An 18,375-nucleotide genomic window follows, 5' to 3' on the forward strand; every position below is an offset into this window, starting at 1 on the left:
ATCTGATAACTATTTTCCTTCAAACACTGGTTTTCTCTTACTTAAAAAAGCCTCAATACCTTCTTTAAAATCATCCGTATTCATACAAATCGCCTGTATAACTTTTTCTTCCTTCAACGTTTGTTCAAAACTCTTTTCAAAAGAATCATTGACCATTTGTTTAATATATTGGTAGGAAATTGAAGGTCCTTTTATAAAATCGTCAGCCATCTTTAAGGTACTTTCCATTCTTTCTTCCGCAGATACAATTTCATTGATTACCCCTAATTGATAAAATTCTTCTGCTGAAAGAGATTTTCCCAATAACATCATTTCTTTTGCCTTAATCGGTCCTACTAATCTCGGTAAAAGCCAAAATCCACCACAATCTGGAACAAGACCAATCTTTGAAAAGCTTTGGGTCAGCTTCGTACCTTCCTCGGCAATAATGTAGTCACAGCTTAAAGCTAAGTTTAAACCTGCTCCGGCGGCATTTCCATGGATTGAAGCAATGACCATTCCCTTCCAACTGCGAAGCTTCATAATAAAATCATGTAAATCATCTAACCGTTGGCTTGCCTCAAGAGCTGAGGAAATACCAGTCATTGAACTGATATTTCCTCCGGCAGAAAATACCTTGCCATTGCCATTAAGGATTAACACTTTATAAGAACAATCCATGATATGGGACATTACATCCGAAAACTCTCTTCTCATTTCAAGATCCAATGCATTTAAGGACTTTTCATCATTCAAAGTAATCATGCATATGTTAGTTGAAATTTCTTGAAAGATAATTTTGTTAAACTTCATCGGATTCACCATTTATTCCATCACACCAATTTCCTGATAATATTTCACCGCTCCTGGATGGAAGTATGAGCTATCTAATCCCTCGACAGCAACTTCGGTAGTAAAATAGCTACCTCTTGATGGGTGGTCTTTAACGATAGTGTCAGCATTCTCCCACATGGATTTAGTCATTTGATAGACTTCCTCTTCAGAAATATCACTATTAACATTAATCATGCTTTGGTAGGCTAAAGCCGAAACATCTTCAGCCTGATCTTTATAGGTTCCTGCAGGGATTGGAAGATCAGTTCTATAACCAAATTCTGTTAGTTGGTCTAATTTTGATTGATCGACTGGAATGATTTTAATTGAATTCAATGTTTCAACTTCTTTAAATGCCGGAATATCAGGTGCTCCGCCTCCAATTGCAACATCAACAATTCCATCTTGTAATTGTGTTGCAGCGTCACTATAGTTTCCAAATGAAACTTTTCCACCTGCTGCTTCGATCTCTTCATAGGATAATCCGTGAACCTCTAATAATCTTTGAAGCGCCAATTCTGAACCTGTCCCTTGAGCACCAGCATGAACTTTTTTACCTACTAAATCTTCAATTTTCTCAATTCCGCTATTTGCTGAAGTGACAAACGTTAAATAAACAGGATAACTCAATGCGATAGTACTAACCTTTGAGATTTCCTCAGATTCAAAAGACCCTTGCTTATTGACTGCATCCATTAAATCTGGAGTGTAAGCCCATCCTAAATGCATATCTTTCCCTTCGTTTACACTTCTAAGGTTCCCAATGGAGCCACCTTCCAACACATTTACATTCAAGCCTTCAATATTATCCATCCAGATATCTGCTACTGTAATCGATACGTTATACCATCCTGAACCGAGTGGTGCTGTGCCGATTGACATATTTTTGCTGCTACCACCTGTTGCACCATTACTGCCACACGCAACCAAAAAAGCACTTAATACAAGAATAATAGATACTAAAAGATTTTTTTTCATTTCCATTTCACCCCATTAGTTTTTTTTGTACTTGTTCTGCTACTAGCTCGTCAGACTTCTTTTTAAATATTTGTAAAAGGATTCCCGCAATTAGTAAAGCGACGCCGGTGATATCTGTTAAAATTCCAGGAATAATGAGAGTAATAGCAGCCGCCAAAAATAATAGCCGTTCGCCCCAAGAAGTCTCTCTAATTAAGTACCCTTGGAGAAAGAATACAAAAGCTGCTGCTCCAATAATCGAAGTAATAACAGATAAAGCAATGGTAGATGTATCTCCTTGCAGCAACAATGCCTCATTGTAAACAAAGATGAAAGGAACGATAAATCCTCCCAGTCCAATTTTCGTAGCTGTAAAGGCGGTTGCATTTGGTGAAGAACCTGCTAATCCTGCAGCAGTATAAGCTGTAATCGCTACTGGTGGAGTTAGACCTGACATGACACCGTAGTAAAACACAAACATATGAGCAGCAACTGGAGAAACTCCTAAGTTGATAAGAGCTGGTGCTGCCAAAACGGCCAAAATAACATAGGCAGATACCGTTGACATCCCCATACCGAGAATAATCGAAGCGACCATAACAAGAATCAGCAATAATAGTAAATTCTCACCAGAAATATCAATTGCAAGTCTTGAAAAGCGTGTTCCTAGACCTGTTAAAACAACTGAACCAACAATAATCCCCGCGCCCGCACAAGCGGAAACAACAATCATTGAGCTCTTGGCTGCGCTTTCAAGACATGCTAGAACATCACGCCAACTCATCCAATTCTCTCTTTTTAAATAACTAAGACCAATCGTTAAGAAAATTGAATATAACCCTGCTTTAATTGGGCTGAATCCCATTAACATTAACCCAATAATGAAAGCGATCGGTAAAAAGAAATACAGCCTTTTCAACACTTCAGTCACTTTCGGGATTTCTTCATCAGAAGCTCCTTTTAACCCTAATTTGCCTGCTTGTAGATAGACAATGATCCCGGCAACTAAAAAATAGAGGAGAGCTGGAATAAGTGCATAAGCAATCAGTTCTATATAGGGAACTCCCGTCATTTCCGCCATGATAAAGATTGCTGCTCCCATAATAGGTGGCATTAATTGTCCACCTTGTGAAGCGACCGATTCGACTCCTGCAGCAAATTTTGGAGAATAGCCAATTCTTTTCATCATTGGAATGGTAAAGGCTCCCGTTATCGCCACATTAGCAGCACCGTTTCCGGTAATGGTTCCAAGCATCGCACTTGATGCAACGGATGCTAATGCCGGACCTCCACGCCTTTTTCCAACTAAAAGAAATGCAAAATCAATAAAAAATTTACCTGCCCCAGACTTCAGGAAGAAAGACCCAAAGATAATAAACAACACAATGACAGTGGAACTTGTATACACTGGGGAACTAAAAATCCCTGATGTGCTAATAAATAATGTGTCGATCATTTTTTTATAGCTATAACCTTGGTGACCTAATAAGCCTGGAAAATAAGGTCCGAGGAAGATATAAAACAGGAAAAACGTAATCAGGATCGACATTAAAATCCCGTTTGTTCTACGAACTCCTTCAATAATCAAGATGATTAGCAATGTCCCAATCATTATATCCATTGAATTGGGCTGCCCTGCACGATATTCAATGGCAGGATAATCGAAAAGTGCATAGGCTAAAACTAGACTACTTAATAGAATTGGGATCAAATCATAAAATTTAAATCCCTTCTTCTTGGAAAACGGAAAAAGCATAAACAATAGAAGCAACCCAAAGCTTACATGAACAGCCCTCTGCTGCCATGAGGGAAGGGAGCCAAATCCGGCCGTGTACAAATGAAAGACGGAAAAAGTAATCGCTGTTAGGGCGATAATAATCGCTAATACTTTAGGAAGACCCTTTAAGTTCGATTCCTTCTGAGTCACTTTTTCGATATAAGTTGTGTTTGCACTCATCTATTTTTCTCCCCTCCTATTTCCCAGTAAACGAAGGCGCCCTTTTCTCTAAAAAGGCGGATGTTCCTTCGGCCTTGTCTTCGGTCCCATAAAGGATGGCCTGTGCCGATAACTCATAAGAAAGACCCGTATTCAAATCGGTTGCTGCTCCTATATTTATCGCTCTTTTTGCCATTTGAACAGCCAAAGGCGGTTTTGCGACGATTTGCTCTGCAAGCGCTAACACTTCTTTCCTCAACTCTTCACGTTTCACTACTTTTTCTAGCAAACCCAGTTCCTTTGCTTCATCCGCTGTGATGATTTTCCCTGTAAAAATAAGTTCCTTTGCCATTCCAATTCCTACTAACTGTGCTAATCGCTGTGTCCCACCAGCACCTGGGATAATTCCAAGGTTAATTTCAGGTTGTCCTAATTTTGCATTCTCACTAGCGTAGCGGATATCACAGGCTAAGGCTATTTCACAGCCACCGCCAAGCGCATAACCATTAATTGCTGCAATGACTGGTTTGGAACATTGACTTATTTTATTACATACATTTTGAGCGGAAACTTTGAACATATCGTTCGGAACCCTTTTATTTAACCAACTGACGTCAGCCCCTGCTACAAAGGCCTTTTCACCGGCTCCTGTAATAATACCAACACGAATTTCATCATGATTGGAAATATAGTCGATGGCGTTTTCTAATTCTTGCCAAGTTTTTTCATTTAACGCATTTCTTACTTCTGGCCTATTAATAGTAATGGTGGCAATATGTTCATTCACTTCTAAAATAATATTTTCGTATTGCATGTTTTTATCCCCCTTGTTTCTTATCCTTTAGTAGTCATAGACCCCTTTCCCTACTTTTCGACCAAGCCTTCCTGCTTTCACATACTTAATCATTAGCGGGGTTGGACGGTAACGGTCTCCTAATGTTTCATGAAGATAGGTTAATATTTTCATCCTTGTATCTAATCCAACCAAATCACCTAACTCTAAGGGACCCATTGGATAATTCAACCCTAGCTTAATCGCCTTATCAATATCTTCCGCAGAAGCAACCCCTTCCTCCAACATCCGAAACGCTTCATTTCCAACTAAAGCGCTCACACGACTCGTCACAAAACCAGGTGCTTCATTGACCATGACCGTTTCTTTCCCCATTTGTTTAGCCACATTTTCGGTGATCTGATAGGTCTCATCGCTCGTTTCTAAACCTCTAATGATTTCTACTAGTTTCATTTTAAAAACCGGATTGAAGAAATGCATCGCGATGACACGATCCGGTCTATTTGTAACCCCACCCATTTCTGTTGGGCTCATCGTAGACGTATTAGTAGCTAAAACGACATCGGGTTTACAGATATCATCCAACTTTCTGAAAATATCACATTTCAATTTAATATCTTCCGGTACGGCTTCAATGACGAAGTCTGCGTCGGAAACGGCCTCATTGAAATCGACGGTTTGCTGGAGCCTGCTGATCGCTTGTTCCATCTCTTCCTCACGATAAAGCCCTCGTTTCAGTCCTTTTTCCATATTCGTTCTAATGTCATTTACAGCCTGACTTAACTGCGCTTCCGAAATGTCATAAAGAGTCGTTTGAAACCCTCCCATCGCAGAAACATGAGCAATCCCTCTCCCCATCACACCAGAACCGAGAACTGCAATCTTTTTAATTTCCATTCCCATCCAACCTTTCATTTATGTTCTGTTTTAACTAATAAAAGCGTTTATCCCTTGGACCTTTTTAAAATCCTCTGCCACTTCATAGTTAGCAGGTGTGATTTCTTTTAGTTTTTCAAAGGAAATATCATCCGTTAATTCCACAAGATAGAGTTTTTCATTTCTAAATTTAAAAACAGCAAGTTCGGTAATAATCGTATCGACTCGTTTCTTAGCCGTTAATGGATACGTACATTCTGGGAGAATTTTAGGCTCTCCTTTAGGAGTTAAATGAGTCATTGCCGCAATGACCTTTTTCGCCCCAACAACTAAATCCATCGCTCCGCCAACCCCTAGTACATCTTTTCCTGGTATGGCCCAGCTGGCAATATCTCCTGTTTCGGATACTTGCAAGGCCCCAATCACAGTCGCATCTAGATGACCGCCACGCATCATTCCAAAAGAGATCGAACTATCAAAATAGGAAGCATGAGGAAGTTCTGTTATTGGCAGTTTCCCTGCATTCACCAAATCAATATCCACTTCATCCGGTTTCGGTTCTGGTCCAACCCCAAGAATTCCATTCTCAGAATGGATCGTAACCGATCCTCTTGAAAGGTAATCTGCAACGAGGGTCGGAATCCCAATTCCAAGGTTAATAATTCCTGAAGTCAGTTCTTGTGCACATCTCCAAGCTATATAATGTTTCAATCGATCGCTCATGACAATTCCTCCTTTTTCACAATAATATCAACAAAAGCGAAAGGTGTGACAATCGACTCTGGGTCAAGCTCCCCGATTTCAACAATTTCCTCCACTTCCACAATCGTTAAATCAGCTGCCATCGCCATGATTGGATTAAAGTTTCGTGCTGTTTTTCTATAGACCAAATTTCCTGCTTTATCAGCCTTATAGGCTTTTATGAGTGACACGTCTGCGAATAACGAGTGTTCAAGGACATGCTCGCGGCCATTAAACATCTTTGTTTTTTTGTTTTTAGCCAAATCAGTACCTGCTGAAGTTGGCGTATAAAAGGCAGGAATTCCAGAACCGCCTAATCGAATCGCTTCGGAAAAAGTTCCTTGCGGAAGCAGTTCAATATCAATCCTACCTTCTCTATAGGCCTGAACAACTTCTTTATTCGTCGTAAAGTACGTCCCTATCGCTTTCTTGATACGATCTTGTTTGAACAAAGGATATAGATTCGTATCTCTATTAATGTTATTGCTAATAATCGTTAGACTATCGATCTGTCCTTCGTCAATCAAAGCTTGCAACAAATACTGCGGAATACCAGTAACCCCGAATCCCCCAACCATGATAGTCGCACTGGAGTTGATTTTCCTTATCGCCTCTTCAGCGGAGAGAAATTGGACATTTGTCTTAGTTGAATTCTCAGTTCTCACATCTTCTACCCCATTTCAATTATAATCTTATTTTTTAAAAATGTTTCTCTAATACGAAGAGTTAGATAATTTTCTAAATTCCATATATTTATTCTAAAATCATATATGATTTTTGTCAATGATATATTTGCAAGCGTTTCCACATTGTATTCTTGGAAAAATCGAGTATAATTATAGTATTAGTTAAGCAAAATCTGAAAAAAGATTACTTTATATAACACTATATAAGCATTTCCTAATAAGAGAGGGATAAATTTAATGGTAGCTATAACTAAAACCGAAAAAGTGTATATAAAACTCATGGATAAAATAAAAAAAGGAGAGGTTAGACCTGGTTCAAGATTGGTAATTGCACAAATTGCTAGGGAGTTTAATGTAAGTGAAATTCCAGTAAGAGAAGTAATACAAAGACTAGCACAAGAAGGGTTTATAACCTTAACTCCTCACGCTGCTCCTACTGTAAAAGGCCTTTCTTCCAACGAGGTTCGACAGATTTTCGAAATACGGTCTAGTCTTGAACCTTTGGCTGCTAGACTTACTGTAGAGCACATATCAAACGCCCACATAAAAGAACTAGAGCAAATTGTAGAAGAATCAAAGGGAATCTGCGAAAAGGAGGATTTCCAAGGATATTTACAAGCGAATACTTATTTTCATAATTCACTTTATCAATATTGTAACAACGAAATGTTAATTAAAATGATTAATGAAATAACTGGACTTTCCTCAAGATATCCAAATTATTATCAAGATAAAAAGACTATGCAGATATCTATTAAGGAGCATGAAGAAATATTGGATGCGCTAAAAAAACGAGATGCAGAATTGGTTGAACAATTAACAAAAAAACACCTATCGAAGGTAATTCCAAAATTGGTTAAAATAGTAGATGAATTCCTAAATTAGGGTCGATAGTTTTTGAAATCATCAATCCGATGAGCATCGGAATCGTCTTAATCGTTTCTGCGCTAGTATCACCCGCAGCTGCCCTATGGTATTAATGCCGTCCTTATTGTTCAAAATATTGGCATCAATCCCAACCGCATCACGAAAACAAACTTTCTGTTTTCCATCATGATGTGTACAGTTTGTACTTTTTTTGAAGGATATGTCCGACCCAGATTAAAGGAAACACATGGAGAAGTATTTTTTACCCCTTCAATTTGTAAGATTTATTTTGATGGCAGTTGTACTTCTTCCATTGCTCAGTACGATAGGAGATTTTAGTTTTCTTTTAAAGTTTATCTTTTTTAGGTAATAGGCGAGAACCCTCGTGACTTCAGTCATGAGTTGTTGACTAGTCTTATTCGGGGCATCACTGTGACGAACCCCAGAAACGTCCCCATACTTAAAAAAATATTTTCGTTATCTGAAAATTCTATATAATTAATGCGAGTGGAGCTCTACAGTGTATCTGCGGTGTTTCATTACAATATTGCGCGAAAAAAAGCACATCAAGCGGTTTTAGCTGCTTGATGTGCCTTTTTGAGTTTACTTGTATTCTCCTACTGCAAAATTGTTCATTGCCTGAGTAGAATGAAGTCCCGAACCCGAGGGTGAGCGACTCCTTTGGGGTTTCAACCCCTTCTATAGGGAGATGGTCAACCGCCATCCGCTTTATGTAGTTGCTCTATTGAGCGTAGCAACTAAAAATGTATAAAATCTATTAAAATTAAACAATCATTCATGAATATCGAATAAACAAATCGATAAAAGCATTAAAACCCCACTAAAAACATCACTTTAACACGTTAACGCTCAACACTTTAGCTGAGCGGGGGACTGACCCCAATGTCACTCTTCCCAACGTTATATTCAATAAAATTTTATTTATTTCCCTCTATTTGACTCGCAATTGCCCTGCAGTCATTTATTATATGTTTCCTCATACGATCCTCAGCTAAATCGGCTTCACGGTTTTTAATTGCCTCAAAAATCCCATAATGTTCCTTCATAAATGTAGGACGGAATTTATAGGAACTGATAAAAGTACGATAAGCTAATACTTGAGATCTTATTTGCAGCATCATATGCGTTAATGTGGGATTATTGCTGGCACTTACAATCGTATCGTGAAAAAGGGTGTTTTTTTCTGCAACTTTTTCTAACTCCCCTTCTTCAAAATACTTCTCTGCTAAAAAAAGGCATTCCTCTAATAAAATGAGGGATTCATTATCAATCAATTCAGCCGCTTTTCTTGCGGCCAACCCTTCCAGCACAGAATTACAATCAAATAGAGAATCCATCGCTTCTTTCGAAAAGTTTGTTACTTCAACGCCATGGGAAGGACGTGAAACGACTAAACCATCCATTTCCAACCGTCTTAATGCCTCTCGTACCGGGGTCCTACTGACCCCCAATAAGTTTGCCAACTTCGATTCTGTTAATTTTTGTCCTGGGGAGTAATCCCCCTTAATTATTTTTTCTTTAATTGAAAAATAAACCTGTTCATATAGGCTTTTTTTATCTTCCTTTGTTGAACTCAATTTTCCTATTCTCCCTTTTCAGTGAAATCATTTCATAATGAATATAAATGAAACGGGGGATAACCCCCTTTCCTTTCGTTGCATCAATTATACTATTTTTTCGGATTAACACTAAGAATGGACTGATGAAGAAGCCCGATTTACTCTCCAAATTTTGCTATCCAAGTCTTTCCCGATAAACTCACGAAGTACATTAGAAGTTTCAAGCATTTTTGAATGATTAATTTCTGTTTCAATCCCCATTTCAGCTAATAGACTTGCAAGGTCTTCTGTTGATATATTGCCTGTTGCTCCTGGCGCATATGGACATCCTCCAAGTCCGCCTATACTGCTGTCGAAGGAACTTACCCCTGCCTGAAGTCCAGCTATCACATTTGCTAATCCTCTTCCATACGTATCATGAAAATGCAATTCGAATTCTACGTCCAAATAAAGTTCTTTTAACTTTGTCATCCATGTATAGACCTGCACTGGATTAGCAACACCAATGGTGTCACATAGCCCGATTCGTTTAAATCCCATCTTTTTTAATTCACCAACAATTTGAACGATCCTTTCAATCCCAGGATTCCCGTCAAATGGACAACCAAACACAGTCGAAAGAGAGGCTCTGTACTGCACTTTATCCTTTTGTGCTCGTTGAACAAGCGGCGCTAACCTATTTAGAGATTCCTTTGTTGTACTGTTCAAGTTCTTCTTACAGTGTGAATCAGTGGCAGATAGAACAAAAGTAACACCGCCCCCCCCACTCTGAATCGCCCGATTGTATCCCCTTTCATTAGGAACTAGTGCAAAAAAGGTTGCTGGCAGATGTCGGACAGCTTTAATTACTTCTTCTGCATCAGCTAGATTTGGTATCCACTTAGGATTCACAAAAGACGTTGCTTCAATTTCCTTAAATCCGCTTTCCACAAGCTTGTGAATTAACGCTATTTTTTTATCGGTGGATAAATTTGTCGGCTCATTTTGCAGTCCATCCCTTGGTCCAACTTCAATAATTTTTACTTCTATTGGCATATTCATAGTATTTCCCCCTAAAATTTCACAGCTTTACAGTTCATTATTGATTGAATATCTACCCTAATAAATTCGGTAAAAATAAGACAATTTCCGGAATATAGGTTATCGCTAATACGACAACGATTAATGCTACAAAGAATGGGATGATCTTTTTGCTGACCTCTTCAATGGTCGCCTTAGCGATATCGGATGCAATAAATATATTTAATGCTAATGGTGGTGTAATCATTCCAACGGAAGTATTAACTACAAGCAGAATTCCCAACACTAATGGATCAAGACCAATATGACTAGCTATAGGTAAAAGCATAGGTGTAATCAATAAAATAATCGCATTTGTTTCTAAGAAAATACCAAATAACAATAAAATGACATTGATTAACAATAGAATAACCACTGGGTTATCCGTTAATCCTAAAACAGAAGACGCAATTTCATCAGGAATACGCTGGGAGGTAAGCAACCACGAAAATGCACTAGAAGCGGCTATTACAAAAAATACAATCGAAGTGCTTTTCCCTGCTTCAACAATAATACTAGATAAATCTTTTATTTTAATTTCTTTATAAACAAACATAGTTATAATTAACGCATATACACAGGCAATTGCCGCTGCCTCGGTTGGGGTAAAGATTCCTCCATAAATTCCACCTAATACAATAATAGGCATTAATAGCGAAAGAATAGCATCCCAAAATGACTTCCCTAATTCTCTCATCGTTATGCGACCCGCTGTCGGCAAATTATTCTTCTTAGCAATAAAGAAAATGGTTAAACATAAAACGAGGATCATTAGGATTCCCGGAATAATTCCTGCTATAAACAAAGTACTAATCGAAACTCCGCTTATAACCCCATACGTAATCATCGGTACACTTGGAGGAATAACTACCCCTAATGTTCCTGCCGAAGCAACAATGGCTCCCGCTCTTGCTTTTCCGTATTTGTCTTTGGTCATAGACGGAATCATTATTTTCCCAATAGCAGCAACAGTTGCAGCATTCGAACCAGAAATAGCACCGAAGAATCCTGACGAGAAGACTGATATCACCCCTAAGCCACCAGGTAACGAACCAACTAAGTTTTTCGCAAAGTTAATGAGTCGTGCTGAGATTCCTCCAGATTGCATGATTGCGCCAGCAAGCATAAAGAATGGTATCGCCATAAACGGAAAGGAATCTAGAGCAGTAAACATCCTTTGTGGAATAACGGTTAAGGGGATGGAAACATCTCCAAATAAAAAAGCGGCTATCGTTGCAAGTCCTAAACTTACGCCGATTGGTATATTTAACAGGATTAGAACTGCTAGGCTCACAAACAAAATAGTTACTGTCATATTTAATATTCCCTCCTTATAACTGGCTATTTAAACGCTCATCATCAGGTGAAGTGGGAGGCTTAATTAATAATTGGAGCGTTCTGATGACTATAAGAGCAGATCCAAGAAGTAAAGATGCATAAACTGACCAAACTGGTATCCCGAGTGAAGGAGAAAGTTGGCCATTATTCATCTGGCTGACGACTACTAGATAGCTATAGTAAAAAACAATCCCTCCAAATAGGATTATCAATACAGCTCGAAGATAATAAGCTGCCTTTTGAAGCGGTTTAGGCAATAAATTCACTACAAAACTTAGACCCAAATGAGCATTATGCTTAAAACCTAATCCTATTCCTGCAAATGCTAGCCAAATCATTAAATATCTTGAAGCCTCTTCCGCCCAGGTGATTGATCCTATTCCTAGATAACGGAAAACAGTTGCTAAAAATATAAATAGTACCATTAAAGGGAATGCAATATTCAAAATGTAGATTTCAATATTATCTAACTTTTCTAACAGCCTCTTCATGATTTCCCTCCTAAAAAAGATAGAGAAATAAATCATTTCTCTATCTTTTTATGAATTACTTTACCTCTTGAATCTGGTCGATAAGATCACCAAATTCAGATCTATACTGTTCCCAAACTGGTTCAGACGCTTTTCTAAAGGCATCTAGATCAACCTCATTTACTTTCATCCCTTGATCTTCTAATTCTTTAAGATACTCTGCATCTCCATCAGCTAATAACTGCCTTTCATAATCTCTTGCTTCATCAGCTGCTGCCTGAACTGCTTCTTTCATTTCATCGGAAAGTTTACCCCATGCTACTTCAGAAATCAGCACATGGGCTGGTCCATAGAAATGTTGTGTTAGGGACAAATATTCCTGGGCTTCATAAAACTTGTTTGTTGCAATTAAGGCTAAAGGGTTTTCCTGTGCATCGATTGTTTTTTGTTGCAGAGCCGTAAATAACTCTCCAAAAGCCATGGTTGTCACGTTCGCATCCCACTCTCTAAACGTATCAACATACGTGGAGTTTTCAGGAACACGAATTTTCAATCCTACAAGATCCTCTGGCTTCTCAATCGGCTGCTTACTGTTTGTCACATGACGAAAACCATTTTCCCAATAAGATAGCAGTCGCACACCCTTAGAAGGGAGGTCTGCAGCGATTTGCTCGCCAATTTCTCCATCAAGCACCTTGTATGCATGTTCTCGGTCTCTAAATATATAAGGTAAATCAAAAATTTTCATACTTGGTTCAAAGGCAGATATGGTTCCCGGAGCAATGGCAATATCTACAGTACCTAATTGTAATCCTTCCGTTAAATCGCGTTCACTGCCAAGTTGAGAACTATGAAAAATTTCCACTTTAATCGGTTCAGGTGCATTTGCTTCTAAAATTTCCTTAAACTTTTCTGCACTTAATTGATAAGGGTGACTAGGGGCTAATACGTGTCCAAATGTTAATACGAGTTCTTCACCGGATGAATTTCCGCTATTAGACTCTTCAGCAGATCCGCCAGAGGACGAATTGCTTCCCCCGCATGCAGTAGCAATCAAAACAACAGTAGCAATGACCACCATGAACAATAATCTTTTAAATTTCATGTTTATCCCCCTTTTTCTACTTTATTATAACTTTCTATTCTTAACTTAATAAACGCTATGATAGATTGATATTAAATCATTCTTTGATAACTCTACAAAATTATTGATTAGTAGTCTTTGTTGGCTTTCTATCACTTTATCAACATACTTTTCGATATTCTCTTCCTTCACACCGTACTCACGTAATGGCTTTTTCGGTATAAGTGTATCGATAAGCTCCTCTAATGCTTTGAAAGAACCCTGAATATCTTCGTCAATCCCTAATGCTTCATTAATAATTTGCGAAACTTCCAACAGTTTTCCTTCTGGCGCAATTTCGGCATACTTATTAAATACTCCCATCAAAAATCTTCCAGTTGACTCCCCATGAGGGACATGGTGGACACTTCCAAAATGCATCGCTAGTCCATGAACAGCTCCGCATACCGTATTCGATAGAGCAATCCCAGCAAATGTACTAGCTCTTAAAAATTCCTCAATATGATCAAACCTAGCATCTAATCCTTTTTCTGCAAGATCTTTGTAACGCGAAATAATTATTTTTATAGCCTTCTCACAAAAAACATCATTATACGGGTTTCCAGTTGGTGCGACAAATATTTCTAAGGCATGAATTAAGGCATCCACTGAGCTGTATAGGAAAACCTTCGGCGGTATACTATCAAGTAATTCCTCGATAAGCACAGCTGAGTCAGCAAAGTTTGCCTCAATTCTCTTGCCAATTTTGGTCTGTCTTTTTGTCATGTCGACAACAGAAACACAAGTAACTTCACACCCTGTTCCACAAGTTGTTGGGATGAGGATAAGCTCCTTATCACGAACAAGTGGAATCTTATCTTCAAAAATTTCTTCCGTAGAAGTCGCATCCTTGATACAAAGAAGCTTTGTGATATCGAGGATGGTTCCTCCGCCAATGCCGATTATTCTCTTAATTCCTTTTCCATTAATATCTTGTAAAATCTTATCGATAATAATGTCACTTGGCTCGCCAAGACCATAATCATCCTGAAAGATAAACTGACAATCTACCTTATCTTTCATGTATTTTTCATATAAGAACTTTTCTGTGAAAATCGTATCCTCAGACGTTACATTGAAACCTTCGATAAAACCACTAAATGTTTTATACTCATGAATAGCTGGTCCTATTTTGAACTCACCCACAATATTCCCCTCCTGTTTACGCCAATACAACATTTTTGATAAGATCACCGAAAATTTCATCTTCTGAAGGTTCTTCTACATCAATTGGTTCAGCAACCCAAGTAGTGTTCATATAATGTTTTTGAGTAACATTTTCTGAAACGATGTTTCCTCCCCATGTTCCACATCCCAAAGAAAATGTTTTCGCTAATCCATTGAACCAGGCACCGCTGTTTGCTACACCGTGTGGCTGTCTAACAATGACCTTTGTTGTTTTCGTATTCGATGCTAACTGCATAATATGGTCATCATTATTGGAATGGATTCCGCAGGAGTGGCCATATCCAGAATAGGCAGTAATTCGATTCACTTTATCAATCGCTTCGTCAAACTCATTGTATCGATACACCGTTAACACCACTGACATTTTTTCTCCTGAAAACGGGTGTGAAGGACCAATACCCGATTCCTCAACCATAATAAATTTTGTTCCATCCGGAACGGAAAATCCTGCAACCTCTGCAATTTTCTCCGCTGGTTTTGCAACAATGTCTCTTGAAAGATGACCGTCCACCCACATTGCTTTTTGCAGTTTTTCTTTTTCCTCCGCGTTTGCGAGATACCCACCTTGTTCTTGAAGCAGATTAACCATTTTGTTGTAAACGCCTTCATTTATAACTAAAGAATTTTCAGCGGAACAACCTGATGCTAGGTCCCCTGTTTTCCCAATTCTTATCTTTTCAGCTGCATCTTTTAAATCAGCGGTTTCGTCAATCACTACAGGTGCATTTCCGGCCCCTACCCCATATGCTGGTTTACCAGAACTATAGGCTGCTTTAACCATATCTCCGCTTCCTGTTGCCATTGTTAGGTCACACTGCCGCATTAGAGCTTGAGATGCTTCTTTAGAAGGTGTGTCAATGCAAAGAAACAGATCCTTTGGAGCACCATTTTTCCCGAGAATATCTCTCATAATTTCAACGACTCTCATACTTGTTTGTTTGCTTTTTGGATGTGGTGCGAAAATGATAGCATTTCTCGCTCTAAGGCTTAATACCCCTTTAAACGCTGGCGTTGCCTCTGCATTTGTACTTGGAACCAATGCAGCAATCACTCCTACTGGTTTAGCGATTTTCCTTATTCCCAACTCAAGATCTCTTTCAATCACTCCTACTGTTTTTACTTCCTTTATTTGATGAAACACAGCAGGCATTTTCTTGGCAAGCTTGTTCATTTTTGATTGAACATCACCCATATTTGTTTCTTCTAAGGCTATTTGTGCTATTTCTTCTGCTACCTCAGGTCTTGATAATTTATAGACAATTGCTGCAGCAAGTTCATCAAGCTGTCTTTGCGAATATCCTTCCACAACCTTTTGTGCTTTTCGAGCTCTTTCAACTAAAGCGTTTACAATACTTACTGTATCCATAATATGACACCCCTCTAAATTATTATTTCATTATTGAATACAATTATAAAAATTGTATACAATGTTTTGTTGTTTAAATGTTAACTATTTTTGTATACTTTGTCAATAAAGGAATTCAATATTCATATTTTTTAAAAAATTTGTGAATATTTTCACAAGAAACAAATATATATTTTATTAAAATCATAAATGAACTTTTTAACCAACCTGTTTAATGATTAACACTATTTGAAAAAAGGGATTAATATGAACAAACGGGGGTCATATTTTGATGGTCAATAGAGAGGCTTTCTATTAAGAAACATTAATTTGAAAAACCTTGTAACTTGTATTGTTGCTGGCTTGCTTATTATCACTCGTCCAACAGTTCTCATTTAAGAATCGGCAGATAATGGAATTTATTCTCCCCTAATCCACTAATTCTCGCTATCGCCAAATGCAAAAGGCCCTTGCTTCTTATGACAGTCAGAAGTTACTTACAGAATTAAAAAGCGCTGTCGGAACGCTTGAAACATAGGAAAAGGAAGAGCAACTATACAAGTTGATTGGTCAGGTAGGAAAGTATCGCAAACACTTTGGAATTACCGAAAATCGCTTAAGAAACAAGGGATAGACACAAAAGCGATGCGTACGGTGGGAAGTGCTGAGGGAACGATGAGCGTTTTCGCAAAAAGACTGAAAAATGGTCGAAATTGGGTGGAAAATGGGCAAGTGCCATGATAACTGGATTAGTCGCTTTCCTGGATAACTTGGCTTTGAAAATCATATTCGAAAAGAACCCGCCAAGACATTACGTTGTAAAGGTGAAAAGTATAATTTAAGATTAGGCTCTCCTATAATCATTAGAAAATTATGACCATTTATACAAAATTTTATACATTCTCGATTTTGTCTTAATTAAAGCAGTTAACGGGAAATTATCCCCTTATATCCGCTTTTTAAGCTTCCCCTATATACATTAGAAGGAAAATCTCCGCTTATTCATTCTCAAACCTACCCAAAATCGATACAGAGAAGGTAAAAATGGTTTGCAAACATCTTAATGAGTTACATTCGCGCAATCCGGAGAATTAGCAAATAAAAGCAAAATAGCAAGGCGATAAACCCCTACTATTTCTAATGTTTTTTACCCTCTCTATCCTTACTAATTGCCCTACATTTTATAGTGCAAGAGGATTACATTTTCCTGTGCAAATTGACGTTTTTTGATAGGAAACGGAACCCGTTAAGATAATACCCCATCCATCTCCCGTGGAACATTCTGTGAAACAAGATATTTCGGGGCGTCACAGTGACGCTCTTTGTATACCCTTGCAAATATAAATGAAAACCTTCATATTTATAGAGAAGGAGGTTCGATATGCGAAGCGATATACAACCAAATGAACTAGCTTTTTCTACAAAGGAAGTAGCAGAAGAAGTAGGGATTGCAACTCCCACTGTCCGGAAATATAGCCAAATCCTAGAACGGAATGGATATGAGTTTTTAAAAGATGGTGATCGACGTATCTTTGTTCAATCAGACATCGTAGCGCTTAAAGCGTTACGCGATACGGGCAAGCCATTAGACGATACAGCCAAAGACCTTGTACATCAACAAAAAGAAAGATTAGAAGAATCTAATGAAATAGAGATAGCGCTACCCAATACATATGAAAATTTACCAGAAGACTCTAATCAATTAAAAGAATTCTTAAAGTTTTTAGCCAATGAACTCGCCGCTACACGAGAAATGAATGACAGATTGACAAACGATATGTCCCAGCTTAAAACAACCGTCTCCCGACTCCAGCAAGATCATCACGTTATAAGTTCCACTATTGGGAACTCAACCCAAAAAACGAATGCTAAAATTGAAAAATTTGCAGAACAACAAAATAACAATTATGAAACATTACTGCAATTAGAAAAACAAAAAAGTGAACTCTTACAAAAGGAAATCCAAGATATGCGGAACGAACAGAAAAAAGAATGGGGTTTACAAAATGATTTTAATAAACGATTTGAAGAAGCGATACAAAAGCCTAAAGTAAAGAAGGGATGGTTTTTCTCCCTATTTCGCAAATAAAATCGATGCAGCAAACGAAAATCGTAGATAAAATAACATTGATCTGTAACAGAGGGGGCGTATCCCCCCATTTTTCGATTCGTATCGCCAAGCGATATAACCTGAAAATATATCCCCCTATACCTTCAAATTCAGGGGAAGAAGGTTCTGAAATGCGTTATGATATCTTTTGGAATAAACACGTCTTCTCTTCCAAGGAGTGAAGATACAGGAATAACATTCGATGTTGTGGCCAGATTTCAGAGCGATGGATAGAGATTTTGAAAGTTAGTAATTGACCTATCACTGTTTGTTCAAACTTCGGAACACTTATAGCGTTACGCGATACGGACAAGTCATTAGGCGATACAGTTAAAAACTTTTTGTAAGACAAAAGTAAGATTAGAAGAGCCCACAGAAACTGACCCACTATAGAAAATTGCCCCTTGAGACCTTATTCCCTATTTTTTATCACATCTAAAGGTAAATTAGAGTCAAATGCTATTTATACTTAAATACCTTTTTTCGATTATTA

General features: G+C 38.1%; 17 protein-coding genes. 3 read left to right on the plus strand and 14 right to left on the minus strand.

The features are described from left to right. Positions 1-9: 9 nt before the first annotated feature. The 7 genes from GNT69_RS03805 to GNT69_RS03835 are packed head-to-tail and all read right to left on the minus strand — an operon-like array spanning position 10 to position 6,781. Positions 10-792 (minus strand): enoyl-CoA hydratase/isomerase family protein, encoded by a 783-nt coding sequence (locus tag GNT69_RS03805; RefSeq protein ID WP_203553607.1) that lies wholly within the window; start codon positions 790-792, stop codon positions 10-12. Positions 793-804: 12 nt separating this feature from the next. Beyond that, complete coding sequence (locus tag GNT69_RS03810) at positions 805-1,791, minus strand: TAXI family TRAP transporter solute-binding subunit (RefSeq protein ID WP_203553608.1); 987 nt, start codon at positions 1,789-1,791, stop codon at positions 805-807. A 7-nt stretch (positions 1,792-1,798) separates the two neighbouring features. Further along, on the minus strand, positions 1,799-3,727 hold the full coding sequence (locus GNT69_RS03815) for a TRAP transporter permease (protein WP_203553609.1): 1,929 nt from the start codon (positions 3,725-3,727) through the stop codon (positions 1,799-1,801). 16 nt (positions 3,728-3,743) lie between these two features. Then, a complete protein-coding gene (locus tag GNT69_RS03820; protein ID WP_203553610.1) occupies positions 3,744-4,520 on the minus strand; it encodes an enoyl-CoA hydratase/isomerase family protein in 777 nt (258 codons plus the stop codon). Between the two features lie 27 nt (positions 4,521-4,547). Further along, positions 4,548-5,396: a 3-hydroxyacyl-CoA dehydrogenase gene (locus GNT69_RS03825; RefSeq protein WP_203553611.1), complete on the minus strand. Its 849-nt coding sequence runs from the start codon at positions 5,394-5,396 to the stop codon at positions 4,548-4,550. A gap of 30 nt (positions 5,397-5,426) precedes the next feature. Continuing rightward, the gene (locus tag GNT69_RS03830; protein ID WP_203553612.1) at positions 5,427-6,098 is read right to left on the minus strand and encodes a 3-oxoacid CoA-transferase subunit B; all 672 of its coding nucleotides are present in this window, start codon (positions 6,096-6,098) and stop codon (positions 5,427-5,429) included. Then, positions 6,095-6,781: a CoA transferase subunit A gene (locus GNT69_RS03835; protein WP_203553613.1), complete on the minus strand. Its 687-nt coding sequence runs from the start codon at positions 6,779-6,781 to the stop codon at positions 6,095-6,097. The genes GNT69_RS03830 and GNT69_RS03835 overlap by 4 nt, the downstream gene beginning before the upstream one ends. A gap of 258 nt (positions 6,782-7,039) precedes the next feature. On the opposite strand from GNT69_RS03835, the gene GNT69_RS03840 reads away from it, so the two are divergent. After that, complete coding sequence (locus GNT69_RS03840; RefSeq protein WP_203553614.1) at positions 7,040-7,687, plus strand: GntR family transcriptional regulator; 648 nt, start codon at positions 7,040-7,042, stop codon at positions 7,685-7,687. 920 nt (positions 7,688-8,607) lie between these two features. Here GNT69_RS03840 and GNT69_RS03845 read toward each other — a convergent pair. The 7 genes from GNT69_RS03845 to GNT69_RS03875 all read right to left on the minus strand — a co-directional run bounded on the left by GNT69_RS03845 (position 8,608) and on the right by GNT69_RS03875 (position 15,793). Beyond that, a complete protein-coding gene (locus GNT69_RS03845; protein ID WP_203553615.1) occupies positions 8,608-9,267 on the minus strand; it encodes a GntR family transcriptional regulator in 660 nt (219 codons plus the stop codon). A gap of 111 nt (positions 9,268-9,378) precedes the next feature. Beyond that, complete coding sequence (locus GNT69_RS03850; RefSeq protein WP_203553616.1) at positions 9,379-10,290, minus strand: hydroxymethylglutaryl-CoA lyase; 912 nt, start codon at positions 10,288-10,290, stop codon at positions 9,379-9,381. 52 nt (positions 10,291-10,342) lie between these two features. After that, positions 10,343-11,623, minus strand: coding sequence for a TRAP transporter large permease (locus tag GNT69_RS03855; RefSeq protein WP_203553617.1), 1,281 nt, complete (start codon positions 11,621-11,623; stop codon positions 10,343-10,345). 16 nt (positions 11,624-11,639) lie between these two features. Then, a complete protein-coding gene (locus GNT69_RS03860) occupies positions 11,640-12,137 on the minus strand; it encodes a TRAP transporter small permease (RefSeq protein WP_203553618.1) in 498 nt (165 codons plus the stop codon). A gap of 55 nt (positions 12,138-12,192) precedes the next feature. Then, positions 12,193-13,221 (minus strand): TRAP transporter substrate-binding protein, encoded by a 1,029-nt coding sequence (locus GNT69_RS03865; protein ID WP_203553619.1) that lies wholly within the window; start codon positions 13,219-13,221, stop codon positions 12,193-12,195. Between the two features lie 45 nt (positions 13,222-13,266). Further along, positions 13,267-14,385: an iron-containing alcohol dehydrogenase gene (locus GNT69_RS03870; RefSeq protein ID WP_203553620.1), complete on the minus strand. Its 1,119-nt coding sequence runs from the start codon at positions 14,383-14,385 to the stop codon at positions 13,267-13,269. Between the two features lie 16 nt (positions 14,386-14,401). Next, positions 14,402-15,793, minus strand: coding sequence for an aldehyde dehydrogenase family protein (locus tag GNT69_RS03875; protein ID WP_203553621.1), 1,392 nt, complete (start codon positions 15,791-15,793; stop codon positions 14,402-14,404). A 624-nt stretch (positions 15,794-16,417) separates the two neighbouring features. Here GNT69_RS03875 and GNT69_RS25375 point away from each other — a divergent pair. Beyond that, complete coding sequence (locus tag GNT69_RS25375) at positions 16,418-16,513, plus strand: UPF0236 family protein (protein WP_239094001.1); 96 nt, start codon at positions 16,418-16,420, stop codon at positions 16,511-16,513. A 640-nt stretch (positions 16,514-17,153) separates the two neighbouring features. Beyond that, the gene (locus tag GNT69_RS03885) at positions 17,154-17,861 is read left to right on the plus strand and encodes a helix-turn-helix domain-containing protein (protein WP_203553622.1); all 708 of its coding nucleotides are present in this window, start codon (positions 17,154-17,156) and stop codon (positions 17,859-17,861) included. Positions 17,862-18,375 lie beyond the last annotated feature (514 nt).

The sequence above is a fragment of the Bacillus sp. B15-48 genome, from assembly GCF_016879755.1.
Taxonomy (GTDB): Bacteria; Bacillota; Bacilli; order Bacillales; family Cytobacillaceae; genus Mesobacillus_B.

What these genes read in the sequence shown, in the direction of transcription:
- GNT69_RS03825 (WP_203553611.1), bottom strand. Translation starts at nt 5,396, where the DNA reads ATGGAAATTAAAAAGATTGCAGTTCTCGGTTCTGGTGTGATGGGGAGA.
- GNT69_RS03810 (WP_203553608.1), bottom strand. Translation starts at nt 1,791, where the DNA reads ATGAAAAAAAATCTTTTAGTATCTATTATTCTTGTATTAAGTGCTTTT.
- GNT69_RS03885 (WP_203553622.1), top strand. Translation starts at nt 17,154, where the DNA reads ATGCGAAGCGATATACAACCAAATGAACTAGCTTTTTCTACAAAGGAA.
- GNT69_RS03865 (WP_203553619.1), bottom strand. Translation starts at nt 13,221, where the DNA reads ATGAAATTTAAAAGATTATTGTTCATGGTGGTCATTGCTACTGTTGTT.
- GNT69_RS03860 (WP_203553618.1), bottom strand. Translation starts at nt 12,137, where the DNA reads ATGAAGAGGCTGTTAGAAAAGTTAGATAATATTGAAATCTACATTTTG.
- GNT69_RS03805 (WP_203553607.1), bottom strand. Translation starts at nt 792, where the DNA reads ATGAAGTTTAACAAAATTATCTTTCAAGAAATTTCAACTAACATATGC.
- GNT69_RS03815 (WP_203553609.1), bottom strand. Translation starts at nt 3,727, where the DNA reads ATGAGTGCAAACACAACTTATATCGAAAAAGTGACTCAGAAGGAATCG.
- GNT69_RS03850 (WP_203553616.1), bottom strand. Translation starts at nt 10,290, where the DNA reads ATGAATATGCCAATAGAAGTAAAAATTATTGAAGTTGGACCAAGGGAT.
- GNT69_RS03830 (WP_203553612.1), bottom strand. Translation starts at nt 6,098, where the DNA reads ATGAGCGATCGATTGAAACATTATATAGCTTGGAGATGTGCACAAGAA.
- GNT69_RS03840 (WP_203553614.1), top strand. Translation starts at nt 7,040, where the DNA reads ATGGTAGCTATAACTAAAACCGAAAAAGTGTATATAAAACTCATGGAT.
- GNT69_RS25375 (WP_239094001.1), top strand. Translation starts at nt 16,418, where the DNA reads ATGCGTACGGTGGGAAGTGCTGAGGGAACGATGAGCGTTTTCGCAAAA.
- GNT69_RS03820 (WP_203553610.1), bottom strand. Translation starts at nt 4,520, where the DNA reads ATGCAATACGAAAATATTATTTTAGAAGTGAATGAACATATTGCCACC.
- GNT69_RS03855 (WP_203553617.1), bottom strand. Translation starts at nt 11,623, where the DNA reads ATGACAGTAACTATTTTGTTTGTGAGCCTAGCAGTTCTAATCCTGTTA.
- GNT69_RS03875 (WP_203553621.1), bottom strand. Translation starts at nt 15,793, where the DNA reads ATGGATACAGTAAGTATTGTAAACGCTTTAGTTGAAAGAGCTCGAAAA.